Genomic DNA, 16,933 nt, shown 5'->3' on the forward strand with positions numbered 1-16,933 from the left:
CTGTCTTCCCCGACTTCTGAGGACGCCGGAGTCGCCGAGGCCGAGCGGCAGGGCCGTCGGCACGGCGGCATCGGTGCGTCTGAGGTCACGGTGATCACTTGTGGGAGATCCGGTGGTGGACCGCTACCGCTGGGTGGCCCGCTCCCTGTGGGCGGGCCGCATCGATGGGTGGGGCGCTCCAGGTGGATGGCCTGCTTCCGGTGGGTGGGTCGTACGATCAGCGCGAGGGAGCCCGGGGGTTGGGCTTCACACGCGGGCGGGGTTGGTGGGCTGGTGGTGCTTTGCCGCTCGATGCCCCTTCTCGGCGGGCGCGGTTGTGCTGGGGTGCCGGCAGCACGCGGACTGTCGGTGCGGCAGCGTAGGTTGTCACTGGTCGGGGGGCCGGTGTCGCGCCGGTCGTCGGTGGATGTCGTGAGTTCGAGGGGTGCTGTTTGATGTCCCGTCGTGTGGTGCTGCCCGCAGTGACGGCCGTAGTGGTGGTGATCGCCGCCGTGGCGGGGTGGCTCTGGCTGCGCAAGGAGGAGCCACGGCCGGCCATGTTCCACGCCGAGTCGACGTCCGCCTTCTACGCGACCATCGCGACCCGGCAGGCCGACGCCGCGCCGCTGACCGTCCAGGAGGTCCTCACGCCGGCCGCGCGTGCTCTGGGCAAGCTGACCCTCGACGCCACGGCGCAGTTCGACGACTGCGACGACGCTCTGCAGGGCCTCTCGGCCGACGGGTGCACGCAGGCGCTGCGTGCCACGTACAAGGGGGAGGGCATGGCGGGGCAGTTCGTCATCTTCAACCTCGGTGACGGGAAGGCGGCGGACGCGCTGGTGGCGGGCCTGAGCAAGGACGGGTTCGTCCGGCAGGGCATCCCGTTCGACGCGGCGAGCAGCCAGGCGCAGGTCCGCGCGATGGGCCACTACGTGACCGTGAGCTGGGTCGGCGGGACGGCCTCCGCCGACGACCTGGTCCAGGCGCTCGTCGCACTCGACGGCCTCGGCCAGGTGGTCCAGACCCGCGTGGTCGCCGCCGGCTGAAGCCCACCCGCCGCCCGAAGCCCCAACCGGCTGCGGTGCCCGGTGACGGTCACAGCCGGCTGTCGGGCCGTGAGGGCCACAACGGGCTGCGGGTCGGGTCCGGGTCACCCCTTGCTGTGGAGTCTCGGAGGCGAGAGAGCGCTATCCCGCATGTCCTCTGAGCGCGCCATCTGCGGAGGTGTCGCGTTGCGGGTGTTCTGCGGGTGTGTTGCCCGTGGGGGTGTTACCGGTGGTGAGGCCTTAGGTGGTTGAGGTGAGGGCGGTGGTTGTGGTCGTGATGGCGTCGGGGAGGGCGGCCAGGCGGTGGAGGGGGGCTTCCAGCGGGGTCAGGTCGTCGGACCAGTCGGCGGCGCTGCGGATCAGGGCGCGGGCGTCGTTCTTGGTCAGCGTTGAGCCCTGGGCGCGGGCGACCGCGATGAGGGCCTCGCGCCAGGTGTTGGCCAGCTTGGCGTGCCCGTTGTCGAAGATGCGGCGCAGAACGGCGGCCGCCTCGCCGTCGGGTTGCGGCAGGCGTACGGCATCGAGGACGCCGTCGCCGGGGCGCAGGTCGTACACGCTGGACAGGATCGGCGGCAACGGCGGGACGTCGGAGAGCAGGACGCGGACGTGGGCGGCGCGGGTCGCGAGGAGCAGGCGGGGGAGCGCGGCCTCGAGGCCGGGAGGGACGGCCACGGCGACGCGCTCGGGCGCGGCGGCGTGCGGCTTGGCGAGCCACGTCGACACCTTGACCCGCGGCTGGGTGAACTCCTTGGGCCACTCGCCCACCAGAAGGTCGGGTGCGAAGCCGGACAGCGCCCTGGCCGGCACCGACAGCGGGCCGGCGGCGCTCTCGACCGACTGGGGGCCCTGGGTGTAGATCGCGGTGGCCTGGCGGCTGAGGCGCGACTGCACGGCCGGAGCGGTCTTGGAGGTGGGGCGCAGGATGTACAGGTCGGCGGCCGAGCCGATGGCCTCCGCTCCGAAATACCGGTTGAAGTCGGGGTAGATCGCCTCGTTGAGCAGGTTGAGCTGCGACAGCTCCTGTTGCACCTTCAGGGCCAGCATCGGGGTGCGCTCGCTCGCGCCGTACGCCAGCAGCACCCGTCCGTCGTGCTTCAGCCCCTCCAGGGCGCGCGCCACGAACAGGCCGATGCCCTCCGGCGTGTACGGCGGGTCGGTGAGCGCCAGGTCATGGTCGCGCGCGGACGGCGGCAGGCCCAGCCGTAGGTCGGCCCAGCGCGTGCGGACCCCGAGCCGCTGCTCGTCGATGTAGGCGAGGATGCGCTCGTCGACGTCGACCACCGTGACGTCGGCCTCGGGATGGACGAGCTTGACGGCCAGCGAGGTCAGGTCGTGGTCGCCCACGCACAGCAGCCGCGCGCCCGGCAGCCAGAACCTGGCGCCGAGCAGCAGCGCGCGCCGCAGCACCGTCTCGGGCGTGGCGGAGACGTGGTCGAGCACGTGACGGGCCCGAGGGGCCTTCGCGATCAGGTCGGTGAGACGGTCGAGGACGTGGCCGTAGTGGGGCACCAGGTGGGCCACCGGGTCTTCCGGCGGTGGGGCGACGGCCAGGAGGTGCTGGTAGGCGGGCGTGTGGACGAGCGGCATCAGGAACCGGGCGCCGTCGTGCTCGAGGGGCAGCTCGCGCAGGAGTGACTCGATGGTGCGCCGGGACGTGGCGCTCTCCCTGACGAGGTCGGCGAGTGTCCACCACTGGCCGTCGCTCAGCAGGGCCAGGGCGTGCCGCAACCGCCTGCTGTCGACTCCGGCTTCGGCGAGCAGCCGCTCGACCCCCTCATGTTCCATGGTCGAACCCTATCGATCGGCGCGCTGACCTCGTCCATGGGCGTCGGTGGCGGGGAATTCAGCGGGCCTGTTCCGAGTTCTGGGATAGGGGAGTTCGCATGCTGGGATCACGCGAATGTTCGCAATGTGGACGTGGCGGGCACCATTCCGGCAGGGTGCGGTAATCTCTACGCACACATATATGCAGCAGGGCCAACGTCGTCCCCGCCTGTACAGCAGTTGATGACAGCGATGACGACGGGAGGGATTCAATGCCTGCTGCCCACCTCGGTCTCCCCGAGCCTCAGGGCCTGTACCACCCCGCCAACGAGCATGACGCCTGCGGTGTCGCCATGGTGGCCGACGTCGCCGGGCGACGTGACCACGGGATCCTGGTGAAGGCGCTGACGGCGCTGTGCAATCTCGACCACAGGGGTGCCAAGGGTAGCGAGCCGGACACCGGCGACGGCGCCGGCATCCTGACGCAGATCCCCGATGCGTTCTACCGCGCGATCGTGCCGTTCGCGCTGCCCGCCGCCGGCTCGTACGCGACCGGCATCGCCTTCCTGCCCGCCGATGACGAGACTAGGGCCGCCGCGGTCCGGCAGGTCGAGCAGATCGCGGCCGAGGAAGGGCTCGCGGTGCTCGGCTGGCGCGAGGTGCCGGTCGACCGGGAACTGCCGGGGCCGAGCGCCCGGGCCGCCATGCCGCACTTCGCCCAGCTGTTCGTGTCGGACCCCGGTGGACGCGACGGGCTCGAACTCGACCGGCTCGCCTTCTGCCTGCGCAAGCGCGCGGAGCACGAGGCGAAGGTGTACTTCCCCTCACTGTCGGCGCGGACGGTCGTCTACAAGGGCATGCTCACCCCCGAGCAGGTCGAGCCGTTCTTCCCCGACCTGAGCGACGAGCGCTACGACACCGCGATCGCGCTGGTGCACTCGCGTTTCTCCACCAACACCTTCCCCAGCTGGCCGCTGGCGCACCCGTACCGCTACATCGCGCACAACGGTGAGATCAACACCGTCAAGGGCAACCGCAACTGGATGCGGGCCCGCGAGGCGATGCTGCAGTCCGCCCACATCCCGGGCGATATTTCACGACTTTTCCCCATCTGTGACCCGGATGGCAGCGACACCGCCAGCTTCGACGAGGCTCTCGAGCTGCTCCACATGGGCGGCCGGAGCCTGCCGCACGCCGTGCTCATGATGATCCCGGAGGCGTGGGAGAACCACACCGAGATGGATCCCGCCCGGCGCGCGTTCTACGAGTTCCACTCCACGATGATGGAGGCCTGGGACGGCCCCGCGTCGATCACCTTCACCGACGGCACCCTCGCCGGCGCCGTTCTCGACCGCAACGGCCTGCGGCCGGGTCGCTTCTGGGTGACCGCCGACGGCCTCGTCGTGCTCGCCTCCGAGGCGGGCGTGCTCGACATCAAGCCCGAGGACGTCGTCCGCAAGGGCCGCCTGCAGCCGGGCCGGATGTTCCTCATCGACACCGCCCGCGGCAAGATCATCGAGGACGACGAGATCAAGGCCGAGCTGGCGGCAGAGCTGCCGTACGGCGACTGGCTGCACGCCGGGCTGGTGCGCTTCGAGGAGCTGCCCGCCCGCCAGCGTGAGATCCCCACGCACGAGGCTCTCGTCAAGCGCCAGCAGACCTTCGGCTACACCGAGGAAGAGCTGCGCATCATCCTGTCGCCGATGGCGAAGACCGGTGTCGAGCCGATCGGCTCCATGGGCACCGACACGCCCGTCGCCGTGCTGAGCGAGAAGCCGCGGCTGCTGTACGACTACTTCACCCAGCTGTTCGCGCAGGTCACGAACCCGCCGCTGGACGCCATCCGCGAGGAGCTGGTGACGTCGCTGGCCAGCACGCTCGGGCCGGAGGGCAACCTGCTCGAGCCGGGTCCTTCGTCGTGCCGGCAGCTCGTGCTGCCCTACCCGGTGCTCGACAACGAAGAGCTCGCCAAGATCATCCACATCAACGACGAGCACGATCTGCCGGGCTTCCACCCGTACGTGATCAGTGGTCTGTACGAGGTGGCGGGCGGCGGCGAGGCGTTGCTGCACCGGCTGGAGGAGATCAGGGCCGAGGCGTCGCGGGCGATCGCCGACGGGGCGCGCGTCATCGTGCTGTCGGACCGCGGCTCGTCCGAGTCGCTGGCACCGATCCCGGCGCTGCTGCTCACCGGCGCGGTGCACCACCACCTGATCCAGGAGAAGACCCGCACCAAGATCGGTCTGGTGATCGAGACCGGTGAGGCGCGCGAGTGCCACCACATGGCGCTGCTCATCGGCTACGGCGCCGCCGCGATCAACCCGTACCTCGCCATCGAGACGATCGAGGACCTGGTCGACGCCGGCACGCTGAAGCTCGACAAGCGCAAGGCCGTGCGCAACCTGATCAAGGCGTACGGCAAGGGCGTCATCAAGGTCATGTCCAAGATGGGCGTGTCGACGGTGGCCTCCTACACCGGCGCGCAGATCTTCGAGGCGCTGGGCCTGAGCCAGGAGGTCATCGACTCCTGCTTCGCCGGCACCACCTCGCGCCTCGGCGGCGTCGGCTTCGACGTGCTGGCGCAGGAGGTCGCGCAGCGGCACCGCCACGCCTACCCGCGCGTGGACAACCCGCACCGCGGGCTCAAGGTCGGCGGCGAGTACCAGTGGCGGCGCGAGGGCGAGCCGCACCTGTTCAACCCCGAGACGGTCTTCAAGCTGCAGCACGCCACCAGGACCCGCCGCTACGAGATCTTCAAGGAGTACACGAACCTCGTCGACTCGCAGGCGGAGCAGCTGATGACCCTGCGCGGGCTGTTCAGGCTGCGCAAGGGCACGCCGATCCCGATCGAGGAGGTCGAGCCGGTCTCCGAGATCGTCAAGCGGTTCTCCACCGGCGCGATGTCGTACGGCTCGATCTCGGTCGAGGCGCACGAGACGATCGCCATCGCGATGAACCGGCTGGGCGGCAAGTCCAACACCGGCGAGGGCGGCGAGAACCCGGAGCGGCTCCGCGACCCTGAGCGCCGCAGCGCCATCAAGCAGGTGGCCTCGGGCCGGTTCGGCGTCACCTCCGAGTACCTGGTCAACGCGGCCGACGTGCAGATCAAGATGGCGCAGGGCGCCAAGCCCGGCGAGGGCGGCCAGCTGCCCGGCCACAAGGTCTACCCGTGGATCGCCAAGACCCGGCACTCCACGCCCGGCGTCGGCCTCATCTCGCCGCCGCCGCACCACGACATCTACTCGATCGAGGACCTCGCCCAGCTCATCCACGACCTGAAGAACGCGAACCCGGAGGCCAGGGTCCACGTGAAGCTCGTGGCCGAGGTCGGCGTCGGCACCGTCGCCGCCGGCGTGTCGAAGGCGCACGCCGACGTGGTGCTCATCTCCGGCCACGACGGCGGCACCGGCGCCTCGCCGCTGACGTCGCTCAAGCACGCGGGCGCGCCGTGGGAGCTCGGCCTGGCCGAGACCCAGCAGACGCTGCTGCTGAACGGCCTGCGCGACCGCATCGTCGTCCAGGTGGACGGTCAGCTGAAGACCGGTCGCGACGTCGTCATCGCGGCGCTGCTCGGCGCCGAGGAGTACGGTTTCGCCACCGCTCCGCTGGTCGTGTCCGGCTGCGTCATGATGCGGGTCTGCCACCTCGACACCTGCCCGGTCGGCGTGGCCACGCAGAACCCCGAGCTGCGCAAGCGCTTCTCCGGCAAGCCCGAGTTCGTGGTCAACTTCTTCGAGTTCATCGCCGAGGAGATCCGCGAATACCTGGCCGAGCTGGGCTTCCGCTCGCTCGACGAGGCGATCGGCCACGTCGAGATGCTGGACGTCACCGCGGCCGAGGACCACTGGAAGGCCGGCGGCCTCGACCTGTCGCCGATCCTGCACCAGCCCGAGCTGCAGGCGGGTGCGGCGCTGCGCCGGATCACCAGCCAGGACCACGGGCTCGACCAGGCGCTCGACAACACGCTGATCCAGCTGGCGGAGGGCGCGCTCAACGCGGGCGACCCGGTCACGCTGGAGCTGCCGATCCGCAACGTCAACCGCACGGTCGGCACCATGCTCGGCTACGAGGTGACCAAGCGGTACGGCGGTCAGGGCCTGCCCGACAACACCATCGACATCTCGTTCACCGGTTCGGCGGGCAACTCGTTCGGCGCGTTCGTGCCGCGCGGCATCACGCTGCGGCTGACCGGCGACGCGAACGACTACGTCGGCAAGGGCCTGTCGGGCGGCCGCATCTCCGTGCGTCCGCACGAGTCGGCCCCGCTCGACGGGCAGATCATCGCCGGCAACGTGGCCCTGTACGGCGCCACCTCCGGCGAGGTGTTCGTCCGCGGTGTCGTGGGCGAGCGGTTCTGCGTGCGCAACTCCGGAGCCACGGCGGTCGTCGAGGGCGTGGGCGACCACGGCTGCGAGTACATGACCGGCGGCAGGGTCGTGGTGCTCGGCTCGACCGGGCGCAACTTCGCGGCCGGCATGTCGGGCGGCGTCGCGTACCTGCTCGACCCGAGGCCCGAGCGGGTCAACCGCGAGATGGTGGCCATCGAGCCGCTCACCGAGCAGGACGCCGAGTTCCTCAAGGAAGCCGTGGAGAAGCACTTCGCGGAGACCGGATCGACGGTCGCCAAGCAGCTGCTGGCCGACTGGAACGGGGCGCTGGACCGGTTCGGCAAGGTCATGCCGACCGACTACAAGAGGGTGCTGGAGGCCGCCGAGGCCGCCCGCATCGAAGGCAGGGACATCGACGAGGCCGTCATGGCGGCCGCGGTGCAGGGCTAAGGGAGGCGTACCGATGGCTGACCCCAAGGGTTTTCTCACGCACGACCGGGAACTGCCGGCACGCCGCCCCGTCGACGTGCGGATCGGTGACTGGCGCGAGGTCTACCATGACTTCTCGGCGGAGAAGCTGACCAAGCAGGCGGCTCGCTGCATGGACTGCGGCATCCCGTTCTGCCACAACGGCTGCCCGCTGGGCAATCTGATCCCCGAGTGGAACGACCTCGTCTACCGCACCGACTGGCGCGAGGCGATCGAGCGGCTGCACGCCACCAACAACTTCCCGGAGTTCACCGGGAGGCTGTGCCCCGCCCCGTGCGAGGCGGCGTGCGTGCTCGGCATCAATTCCGACCCGGTGGCGATCAAGCAGGTCGAGGTCGAGATCATCGACCGGGCGTTCGACGAGGGCTGGGTGACCCCGCAGCCCGCGGCCGTCAGGACCGGCAAGCGGGTCGCGGTCGTCGGCTCCGGCCCCGCCGGGCTGGCCGCCGCCCAGCAGCTCACCCGGGCCGGGCACGACGTGGTGGTGTTCGAGCGGGCCGACCGCATCGGCGGGCTGCTGCGCTACGGCATCCCCGAGTTCAAGATGGAGAAGCGCCACATCGAGCGCCGCCTGGAGCAGATGCGGGCCGAGGGCACCGAGTTCCGTACCGGCGTCAACGTGGGCGTCGACATCACGGCCGCCGAGCTGCGTGCGGAGTTCGACGCCGTGGTGCTGGCGGGCGGCGCCACGCAGTGGCGCGACCTGCCGGTGGCGGGGCGCGAGCTCAAGGGCGTCCATCAGGCGATGGAGTACCTTCCGCTGGCCAACAAGGTCCAGGAGGGTGACCTCGACAGCTCGCCGATCTCGGCCGAGGGCAAGCACGTCGTGGTGATCGGCGGCGGCGACACCGGCGCCGACTGCATCGGCACGGCGATCCGGCAGGGCGCGGCGTCCGTGACCCAGCTGGAGATCATGCCGATGCCGTCCCGTACGCGGCCGGACGGCCAGCCGTGGCCGACGTACCCGACGCTGTTCAAGATGGAGAGCGCCCACGAGGAGCTCGCCGACCGCGGCGGGCAGCGCGTGTACGCGGCCTCCACCACCGCGTTCGTCGGCGACGACGAGGGCAACGTGCGGGCGCTGCGGCTCGTCGACGTCGAGGGGCCGCAGAAGGGGTTCCAGCCGATCCCGGGCACCGAGCGGGAGATCCCGGCCGACCTGGTGACGCTGTCCATGGGCTTCGTCGGGCCGGAGAAGGGCGCGCTGCTGCAGGACCTGGCCGGTGACGGCTTCTACGACGCCAGGGGCAACGTGGCGCGCGACAAGGCGTACATGTCGAAGGTGGACGGCGTGTTCGTGGCCGGTGACATGGGCCGCGGGCAGTCGCTCATCGTGTGGGCCATCGCCGAGGGGCGCGCCGCTGCTTCAGGCGTCGACCGGTTCCTCACGGGGGACACGGCTCTGCCGTACCCGATCCTGCCGACGGCTCGCCCGCTGGTCTGACCTGCGTTCACGGAGCGCCCGCCCTTGGTGGCGGGCGCTCTTCTTTTTGCAGGACGTGCAGGACTTGCAGACTGTGCAAATTATGCATACAGTGCAAGGCATGGAGAGTCCGCAGGAGCGGCGCGAGCGTCGCCGGGCCGAGAAGCGGCAGGCCATCAGGATGGCCGCTGTCAAGATCGCGCTCGACGACGGGCTCGAGGCCGCCACCGTGGAGGCGATCAGCGCGGCGGCCGACATCTCGCCGCGCACGTTCTTCAACTACTTCGCCTCCAAGGAGGAGGCGCTCGTCATGGAGCCGGTCTGGCGTCCCGACGAGCTCCTTGAACTGCTCGAGCGCCGCCCCGGCGACGAGCCGGTGTTCCAGTCGCTCCAGGCCGTCATCCGTACCGTCGCGGTACGGGTGCGCCAGGCGTGGCAGGACATGAAACCCTTCGGCGAGCTGCGCCGGCGTCATCCCGAGCTGGCGGCGAGGGCCGCGGCGGTCGACGAGACGAAGGTCATCGAGACGATCTTCGAGGCCGTCAGGGCCCGGCCGGGCGTGACCGGCCGGATGCACGCCAGGCTGCTCATCATCGGCTCCTTCGGCGCGTTGATCTCGGCCGTCCAGGAGTCGCTGGAGACCGGCGAGGCGCTGGAAGATCTGCTCGACGAGGCGTTCACGCTGCTCGAGAACGGACTCTGAGCCACATCAAGAAAAGCGGCGACCGGGGTGGCACCCCCGATCGCCGCGAGTTCCTCCTGCCCTCTGCGAAAGGAAGCAAGGAGTCATCTCATGGTAGCGACACAAGCGCAGCCGTCCGCCCCAGGGCGATCACTGTGGGTGAGCATGGGCTCACTCCTCCTCGCCATGTTCCTGGCCGCCCTCGACCAGACCGTCGTCTCCACCGCCATGCCCACCATCGTCGGCGAGCTGCACGGCCTCGAGAGCATGTCGTGGCTCGTCACCGCGTTCGCCCTGGCCTCGGGCATCGCCACGCCGCTGTTCGGCAAGCTCAGCGACATGTACGGCCGCCGCACCCTCTACCTGGCGGCCATCGTCCTGTTCGTCGCCGGCTCGGCCCTGTGCGCGGTCGCGCAGTCGATGGGCCAGCTCATCGCCTTCCGCGCCTTCCAGGGCGTCGGCGCAGGCGGCCTCATGGTGCTGACCATGACCATCGCCGCCGACCTGGCCACACCCCGCGAACGCGCCCGTTTCCAGGGCCTCTTCGGCGGGGTCTTCGGGCTGGCGTCCATCGCCGGGCCGCTCGTCGGCGGCTACCTCACCGAGCACATCTCCTGGCGCTGGATCTTCTTCGTCAACCTGCCGCTCGGCGCCGTCGCTTTGGCCGTGGCCTTCACCGTGCTGAAACTGCCGCGCCGTACCTCGCCGCACCGCATCGACTGGCTCGGGGCCGCGCTGCTCGCCGGGCTGCTGACCTGCCTGACCCTGTTCGCCTCGTGGGGCGGTAGCGTCCACCCGTGGTCCTCGCCGGTCGTCGTCGGGCTAGGGGTGGGCGCGGTGCTGCTTGGGGTGCTGTTCGTCCTGGTCGAGCGGACGGCGGCCGAGCCGATTCTGCCGCTGCGCCTGTTCCGTTCGGCGTCCTTCACCATCCCCGTCGTCACGGTCGTGCTGATGGCCACCGCGATGCTCGGCCTGGCGACCTTCCTGCCCATGTTCCTGCAGCTCGCGCGCGGAGTCGGTGCGTCCGAGTCGGGGCTGCTGCTGCTTCCGCTCGTCGGCGGCATGATCGTGGCCTCCACGCTCGGCGGGCAGATCGTGACCAAGCTCGGGCGTTACAAGTGGCTCATCGTGGGCGGCGCGGTGAGCGCCGGGGTGGCCGGGGTCCTGTTCGCCACCATGGGCCTGCACACCAGCGCGTTCGTGTCCGGGACGTACATGGTGCTGTGCGGGCTCGGACTCGGCGTGATGGGGCAGAACCTGCTGCTGGCCGTGCAGACCACCACACCGGAGACCGACCGGGGCACGGCCACGTCGGTCGTCACCTTTGCGAGGGGCGTCGGCGGCGCCGTGGGCGTGGCCGTGCTGGGCGGCGTCTTCGCCGGCGGGCTCGCGCCGGGACAGGCCGCGCTGACTCCCGCCGCCGTCCAGGCGCTGCCCGAGGCCGCGCGACAGGCGACGCAGCTGGCCTTCGCCGACGCGATCACCGGGGTGTTCGCCTGGACCGGGCCGATCATGCTGGTGGCCGCCGTCCTGCTGGCCTGGCTGCCCGACGTACGCCTGCGGCACGACTGACGGCGGCTCTGACCTATATCCGCGCGCCGCGCGCGGATATAGGTCAACATCGTCCTGTATTGGCCGAAATTCCATGGCTAAGTTGCTTCACTCGCCGAGTGTCGGGAACATGTCAGCTCTGCGGCATATTGGGGTTGATGGGGGAACTATGCGGCGGGATGTCTCGTGCTTGGCGGCGTTGGCCGCCTTTTTCGTTGTCGGCGCCTGTACGTCGGTGGCCCCTCGGGAGTCACCGGCGGGGCAGCCCACGACCGCCGCCAGTGAGCCCACCGCCACGATCAGCACCGCCACCGCCAGCGCCCGGCAGGCCGAGTACCTGGTCTTCTACGCCGACGGCAAGCAGCGTGAGGCCGAGAACGCCGTAGCGCGGGCCGGCGGCACCGTGGTGTCGGTCGACTCCCGGCTCGGCTACCTCATGGCCAAGGCGGGCACCGCCGCGTTCCCCGAGAACGCCGGCGCGGACCCGTCCGTCGTGGGTGTCTCTCCCGACCGGCGCATCGGCGCCGCCACGGTCACCCCCACCGCCGGCCGTCCTGCCGCCGCGCACCGCGCGTCCGGGAAGCAGGCCCGCACCGAACCCCTGGCGGGACGCCAGTGGGACATGCGGATGATCGGCGCCGACCGGGCCAACCTCAAGGTCCCCGGCTCCAGGCAGGTGCTGGTCGGCGTCATCGACACCGGCGTGGACGGCAAGCACCCCGACATCGCCCCCAACTTCAACCGCGAGCTGAGCCGCAACTTCGTCATCGACCGGCCCACGGACGACCGCGGCGAGACCCTCGACGGCCCCTGCGAGGTCAGCAGCTGCATCGACCCCGTGGACGTGGACGACGACGGCCACGGCACCCATGTGGCCAGCACGATCGCCTCCCCGATCAACGGGATCGGCATCGCAGGCGTCGCGCCCGGCGTGCAGATCGTCAACATCCGGGCCGGCCAGGACTCCGGGTTCTTCTTCCTCAAGCCCAGCCTCGACGCCCTCACGTACGCCGGCGACATCGGCGTGGACGTCGTGAACATGAGCTTCTTCGTCGACCCGTGGCTGTTCAACTGCCCCGACAACGCCTCCGACAGCAAGAAACAGCAGCTGGAGCAACGCGCCGTCATCGTCGGCATGCAGCGCGCCCTCGACTACGCCCGCGCGCGCGGGGTCACGCTCGTGTCGGCCCTCGGCAACGGCGCCACCGACCTCGGCCACCCCACGGTCGACCGGCAGAGCCCCGGCTACCCGAAGGGCTCGGAGAGGGTGCGCCGGGTCGACAACTCCTGCCTCAACGTCCCGGCCGAGTCGCGCGGCGTCATCTCGGTCGCCGCCGTCGGCCCTACCGGCCGCAAGGCGATCTACAGCGACTACGGGCTGGAGCAGACCGACGTGGCGGCGCCCGGCGGTGACTCGCTGGACGGTCCTGGCGGCGCGAGCCCCACCCGTGGCATCCTCGCCGCCGCCCCCGAGCACGTGCTGCGCGCGGCCGGCCGGATCGACGCCTCGGGCAAGCCCAGGGGCCCCGACGTGGTCAGGGACTGCACGGGCGGCTCCTGCTCGTACTACCAGTACCTGGAAGGCACCTCGATGGCCGCGCCGCACGCCACCGGCGTCGCCGCCATCCTCATCAGCCGCTTCGGCAAACCGGGGAAGGGCGGCCTCAACCTCGCCCCGGCCACGGTCGAGAACCTGCTCTTCCGGACCGCGGCCCCCAGGTCGTGCCCGTCGCCGCGCAACTTCGTGTACCGCTCGTACGGTCGGAACGTCACGCACGACTGCCGCGGCGGGACGGACGACAACGGTTTCTACGGTCACGGCATCGTGGACGCGTGGAAGGCGGCCACCGTCGAACCGTGATGTATCGCCTGCCGGCGGACATGGCGGCGCTGTCACACCTGTTTTTCCTGGTCCACCTGGTCGTGGGTGGGTTCCTGGTGTGGCGAAGGCGGCGTACGATCGGGAGACGTCTCGCCTTCGCGGCCCGGGGGTCGCCCACGTCGAGGACTGACGACGGCACTCCGCCGGGCTGACGGGGGCCGCCGCCGAGCGGATCAGTCGACCGCTGCCACAGGGGGCGCCATCCAGCCGGAGGAGTACGCGAACGTGACACGGATGGGAAGTTCCGTTCGCGTTCTGTTCTCCTACGTCGGATACGTTCTCCGGCATCAGTGACTGGCAAGTGGTCTGTACCAATTAAGGTAGGAGTCGTGACTCGTCGCGCGAAAATCGTCTGCACGCTAGGCCCCGCCACATCCTCCAAAGAACGGCTCCGCGATCTCATCGCGGCCGGCATGGACGTGGCACGGTTCAACCTCAGTCATGGCACCCATGACCTGCACAAGGAGATCTACGACCGTGTCAGGGAGGTAGCGGCCGATCTCGGCCGCGGCGTAGGCGTTCTCGCCGACCTGCAGGGCCCCAAGATCCGCGTCGGCACCTTCGAGGAGGGGCCGGTCCGGCTGGGCTTCGGTGACGTCTTCACCATCACCACCGAAGACGTGCCGGGTGACCGCGAGCAGGTCTCCACCACCTACAAGGGCCTGCCGAACGACGTCCGCCCCGGTGACACGATCCTCGTCGACGACGGCCGTCTCGTTCTCGAGGCGACCCGCGTCGACGGCGAGCGCATCATCACCCGCGTCGTCATCGGCGGCATGATCTCCAACAACAAGGGCCTCAACCTGCCGGGCGTCAACGTCAGCGCCCCCGCCCTGACCGACAAGGACGAAGCCGACCTGCGCTGGGCCCTGCGCACCGGCTTCGACATGATCGCCCTGTCGTTCGTCCGCCGCCCGTCCGACGCCGACGTGGTGCGCAACATCATGGAGCAGGAGGCCGTGCGCCTCCCGCTGCTCGCCAAGATCGAGAAGCCGCAGGCGGTCGACCGGCTCCCCGAGATCGTCGACGCGTTCGACGGCGTCATGGTGGCCCGCGGCGACCTCGGCGTCGAGCTGCCGCTCGAAGAGGTGCCGATCGTCCAGCGGCGCATCATCGAGCTGTGCCGCGAGAAGGCCCACCCGGTCATCGTCGCGACCCAGATGCTCGACTCGATGATGAACTCCCCGCGCCCCACCCGCGCCGAGACGTCCGACGTGGCCTACGCGGTCATGGACGGCGCCGACGCCGTGATGCTGTCGGGCGAGACCTCCGTGGGCAACTACCCGATCGAATCCGTCTCCACGATGGACCGCATCGCCTGCGCCGCCGAGAAGTCGTCCCTGCAGGCCACCCACACGCTCGACCGCATGCCGGAGACCACCGGCGGCGCCATCGCGCGTGCCGCGGCCGAGGTGGGGGCGATCGTCGGGGCCAAGGCGCTCGTGGCGTTCACGATGTCGGGCGAGACCGCGCGGCGGCTGGCCCGCTACCGCTCGCCGATCCCGCTGCTGGCCTTCACCTCGTCGCCGCACGTGCGCGGTCAGCTGTCGCTGACGTGGGGCGTGGAGACGTTCCACGTGCCGTTCGTGCACCACACCGACGACATGGTGCGCCAGGTGGAGGCGTCGCTGCTGTCGCTGGGGCGGCTGGAGAAGGGCGACAAGGTGGTCATCGTGGCCGGCTCGCCTCCCGGCACGCACGGCTCGACCAACGCGCTGCGCGTCCACACGATCGGCTCCGCCGTCTCGCACGCGCACTGACAACCTTTTTCCTTACGCTCCGCCGTGGCCGACCACCCGCCGTAGGTTGCTGGTGGCCTTCCAGGAAACGCCCGCTGACCCTTCACCAGCGGGCCACCGCAACGCGAGCGCCCTGTGGGCCCTTTCCGTGGCCCACAGGGGCTGTGTGGCCACCACACCTGAGCCCACCGCAGAACCGCCCAACGGTCCCGTCCCCCGGGTCAGTAATTTATGCCCCGGAGGTACACGGGCCGGCAGCTCCCAGACCGCTCGTTGACGGGTACGGCGCTTGCAAGGTCGGTGATTTTCTGGCGTTCGATCGCCGACAGGTGGGGCGCTTTCAGGAGCGGTCGTGACGGATCCGGCGTTTCCAAGGTCCGCCGTTCGCGGGCGGCAGCTCAAGGCCGGGCGTTGACGGCTCTGGCGCTCTCTGGGGCGGTTGGTCGCGGGGTTGGGTGCTCTCAGGGGCGGACATCGCATGTCGGCTGCCTAGGGCTCGCCCCGCCACACGGGTCGTCCCCGTAGGGCCGGTAAGTCCGTTGGCGTGCAGGACTCAGGGCCCGCCCCGACACGGGCGGGCCCCGGAGCGGGTGTCAGTTGGCGTGCAGGGCGGCGTTCAACTCGATGGTGTTGCCCTTGCGCGGGACTGCCTCCACCGCGCCCGTCTGGGAGTTGCGCCGCAGGAGGATCCCGTCGGAGCCCGACAGTTCTGCCGCCTTGACGATCGTGCCGTCGGGCAGGGTGACCTTCGTGCCGGCGGTCACGTACAGACCCGCCTCGACCACGCAGTCGTCGCCGAGCGAGATGCCGATGCCGGCGTTCGCGCCGAGCAGGCAGCGCTCGCCGATCGAGATGACCTGCTTGCCGCCGCCCGACAGCGTGCCCATGATCGAGGCGCCGCCGCCGACGTCGGAGCCGTCACCGACGACCACCCCGGCCGACACCCGGCCCTCGATCATCGAGGCGCCCAGCGTACCGGCGTTGAAGTTGACGAAGCCCTCGTGCATCACCGTCGTGCCGCTGGCCAGGTGGGCGCCGAGGCGCACCCGGTCGGCGTCGGCGATCCGCACGCCCGACGGCATGACGTAGTCGACCATCCGCGGGAACTTGTCGACCCCGTACACCGTCACCAGGCCCTTGGCGCGCAGCCGCAGCCGGGTGCGCTCGAAGTCGGGCACCGGGCAGGGGCCGAAGTTCGTCCACACGACGTTGGCGAGCAGGCCGAACACGCCGTCGAGGTTGACGCCGTGCGGCCGCACCAGACGCGCCGAGATCAGGTGAAGGCGCAGGTAGACGTCGTGGGCGTCGACGGGAGCCTCGGAGAGCTTGGCGATGCCGGTGCGTACCGCCACCACCTCCACGCCCCGCGCGATGTCGGGGCCGGTGAGCTCGGCCAGTTCGCCCGCCTCCTCGGCGGAGAGCCGCTGCGTGCCCGCGACGGGCGCGTCGCCCAGCTCAGGAGCCGGGAACCAGGTGTCGAGAACGGTGCCGTCGGCGGCTACAGTGGCGAGGCCGACGCCGAAGGCGCCGGTCGAGGTGGGATCGATAGCAGTCACGGGCCCAAAAATACCGTTCCGCGGCTCACGCGACGGCGCCCAGGTCGGCCGACAGCCAGTGTTCGGGCCGCATCCGGAACGTCACGAGCACCTTGAGGTCGGAACCGTGGACGTAGCCGCTGACGGCGTCGGGCGGCAGGTAGCGACTGGAGATGCGGGTCAGCTCCTCAAGCGTCGACGGGTTCGAACGCACGACGGGCCCCTCCACCGACACGTACCGGTAGGTCGGGCTGGTGCGTTGCACCAGGATGGAAAGCCGCCCGGCCTTCGCGATCAGCTGCGCCTTGAGGGAGTCGCCGTCCGTCAGGAACCTGATCTCGCCTCCGGGGCTGTAGTCGTACCAGACCGGCACGGTCAGCGGCGCCCGGCCAGGGCCTGCGTCGACCGCCAGGCTCGCGATGTGCGCCTCCGCCAGGAACGCCTCCCGGACCGCCGTGCTCAAGGCCATCTCGCCCCACCTCGCTGTCCACTTGATCGTGAACGGGCTATTCCCG

At 70.4% G+C, this 16,933-nt stretch carries 10 protein-coding genes; 7 read left to right on the top strand and 3 right to left on the bottom strand.

Annotated elements, in window-relative coordinates; genetic code table 11:
* Nucleotides 1-434 precede the first annotated feature (434 nt).
* Nucleotides 435-1,025, top strand: a complete 591-nt coding sequence (locus tag BLR04_RS23630; protein WP_143022160.1) for a hypothetical protein — start codon at nt 435-437, stop codon at nt 1,023-1,025.
* Between the two features lie 240 nt (nt 1,026-1,265).
* Here BLR04_RS23630 and BLR04_RS23635 read toward each other — a convergent pair whose 3' ends face one another.
* On the bottom strand, nt 1,266-2,810 hold the full coding sequence (locus BLR04_RS23635) for a bis-aminopropyl spermidine synthase family protein (RefSeq protein ID WP_090769139.1): 1,545 nt from the start codon (nt 2,808-2,810) through the stop codon (nt 1,266-1,268).
* A 251-nt stretch (nt 2,811-3,061) separates the two neighbouring features.
* On the opposite strand from BLR04_RS23635, the gene gltB reads away from it, so the two are divergent.
* The 6 genes from gltB to pyk all read left to right on the top strand — a co-directional run bounded on the left by gltB (nt 3,062) and on the right by pyk (nt 14,904).
* Nucleotides 3,062-7,567 carry a glutamate synthase large subunit gene (gene gltB, locus BLR04_RS23640; RefSeq protein WP_176903256.1) on the top strand — a complete coding sequence of 1,502 codons (4,506 nt, stop codon included), beginning with the start codon at nt 3,062-3,064 and terminating at the stop codon, nt 7,565-7,567.
* 13 nt (nt 7,568-7,580) lie between these two features.
* Nucleotides 7,581-9,050, top strand: a complete 1,470-nt coding sequence (locus BLR04_RS23645; protein ID WP_090769141.1) for a glutamate synthase subunit beta — start codon at nt 7,581-7,583, stop codon at nt 9,048-9,050.
* Nucleotides 9,051-9,150: 100 nt separating this feature from the next.
* Complete coding sequence (locus BLR04_RS23650) at nt 9,151-9,732, top strand: TetR/AcrR family transcriptional regulator (RefSeq protein ID WP_176903257.1); 582 nt, start codon at nt 9,151-9,153, stop codon at nt 9,730-9,732.
* A 144-nt stretch (nt 9,733-9,876) separates the two neighbouring features.
* Nucleotides 9,877-11,283 (top strand): MDR family MFS transporter, encoded by a 1,407-nt coding sequence (locus BLR04_RS23655; protein ID WP_176903258.1) that lies wholly within the window; start codon nt 9,877-9,879, stop codon nt 11,281-11,283.
* Between the two features lie 214 nt (nt 11,284-11,497).
* On the top strand, nt 11,498-13,123 hold the full coding sequence (locus tag BLR04_RS23660; protein WP_245740436.1) for a S8 family serine peptidase: 1,626 nt from the start codon (nt 11,498-11,500) through the stop codon (nt 13,121-13,123).
* Nucleotides 13,124-13,473: 350 nt separating this feature from the next.
* The gene (pyk, locus tag BLR04_RS23665; protein ID WP_090769149.1) at nt 13,474-14,904 is read left to right on the top strand and encodes a pyruvate kinase; all 1,431 of its coding nucleotides are present in this window, start codon (nt 13,474-13,476) and stop codon (nt 14,902-14,904) included.
* 572 nt (nt 14,905-15,476) lie between these two features.
* Here pyk and dapD read toward each other — a convergent pair.
* Entirely contained in the window at nt 15,477-16,439 is a 963-nt protein-coding gene (dapD, locus tag BLR04_RS23670) for a 2,3,4,5-tetrahydropyridine-2,6-dicarboxylate N-succinyltransferase (protein ID WP_090769151.1), read from the bottom strand.
* Between the two features lie 25 nt (nt 16,440-16,464).
* Complete coding sequence (locus tag BLR04_RS23675; RefSeq protein WP_090769153.1) at nt 16,465-16,887, bottom strand: pyridoxamine 5'-phosphate oxidase family protein; 423 nt, start codon at nt 16,885-16,887, stop codon at nt 16,465-16,467.
* Nucleotides 16,888-16,933 lie beyond the last annotated feature (46 nt).

Source organism: Nonomuraea maritima, from assembly GCF_900100395.1.
In the GTDB taxonomy this organism is placed as follows: domain Bacteria; phylum Actinomycetota; class Actinomycetes; order Streptosporangiales; family Streptosporangiaceae; genus Nonomuraea; species Nonomuraea maritima.

Bases quoted from the DNA above. Each gene is read 5' to 3' on its own strand.
- BLR04_RS23645 (WP_090769141.1), top strand. From the start codon at position 7,581: ATGGCTGACCCCAAGGGTTTTCTCACGCACGACCGGGAACTGCCGGCA.
- gltB (WP_176903256.1), top strand. From the start codon at position 3,062: ATGCCTGCTGCCCACCTCGGTCTCCCCGAGCCTCAGGGCCTGTACCAC.
- BLR04_RS23635 (WP_090769139.1), bottom strand. From the start codon at position 2,810: ATGGAACATGAGGGGGTCGAGCGGCTGCTCGCCGAAGCCGGAGTCGAC.
- BLR04_RS23675 (WP_090769153.1), bottom strand. From the start codon at position 16,887: ATGGCCTTGAGCACGGCGGTCCGGGAGGCGTTCCTGGCGGAGGCGCAC.
- BLR04_RS23630 (WP_143022160.1), top strand. From the start codon at position 435: ATGTCCCGTCGTGTGGTGCTGCCCGCAGTGACGGCCGTAGTGGTGGTG.
- BLR04_RS23650 (WP_176903257.1), top strand. From the start codon at position 9,151: ATGGAGAGTCCGCAGGAGCGGCGCGAGCGTCGCCGGGCCGAGAAGCGG.
- BLR04_RS23655 (WP_176903258.1), top strand. From the start codon at position 9,877: ATGGGCTCACTCCTCCTCGCCATGTTCCTGGCCGCCCTCGACCAGACC.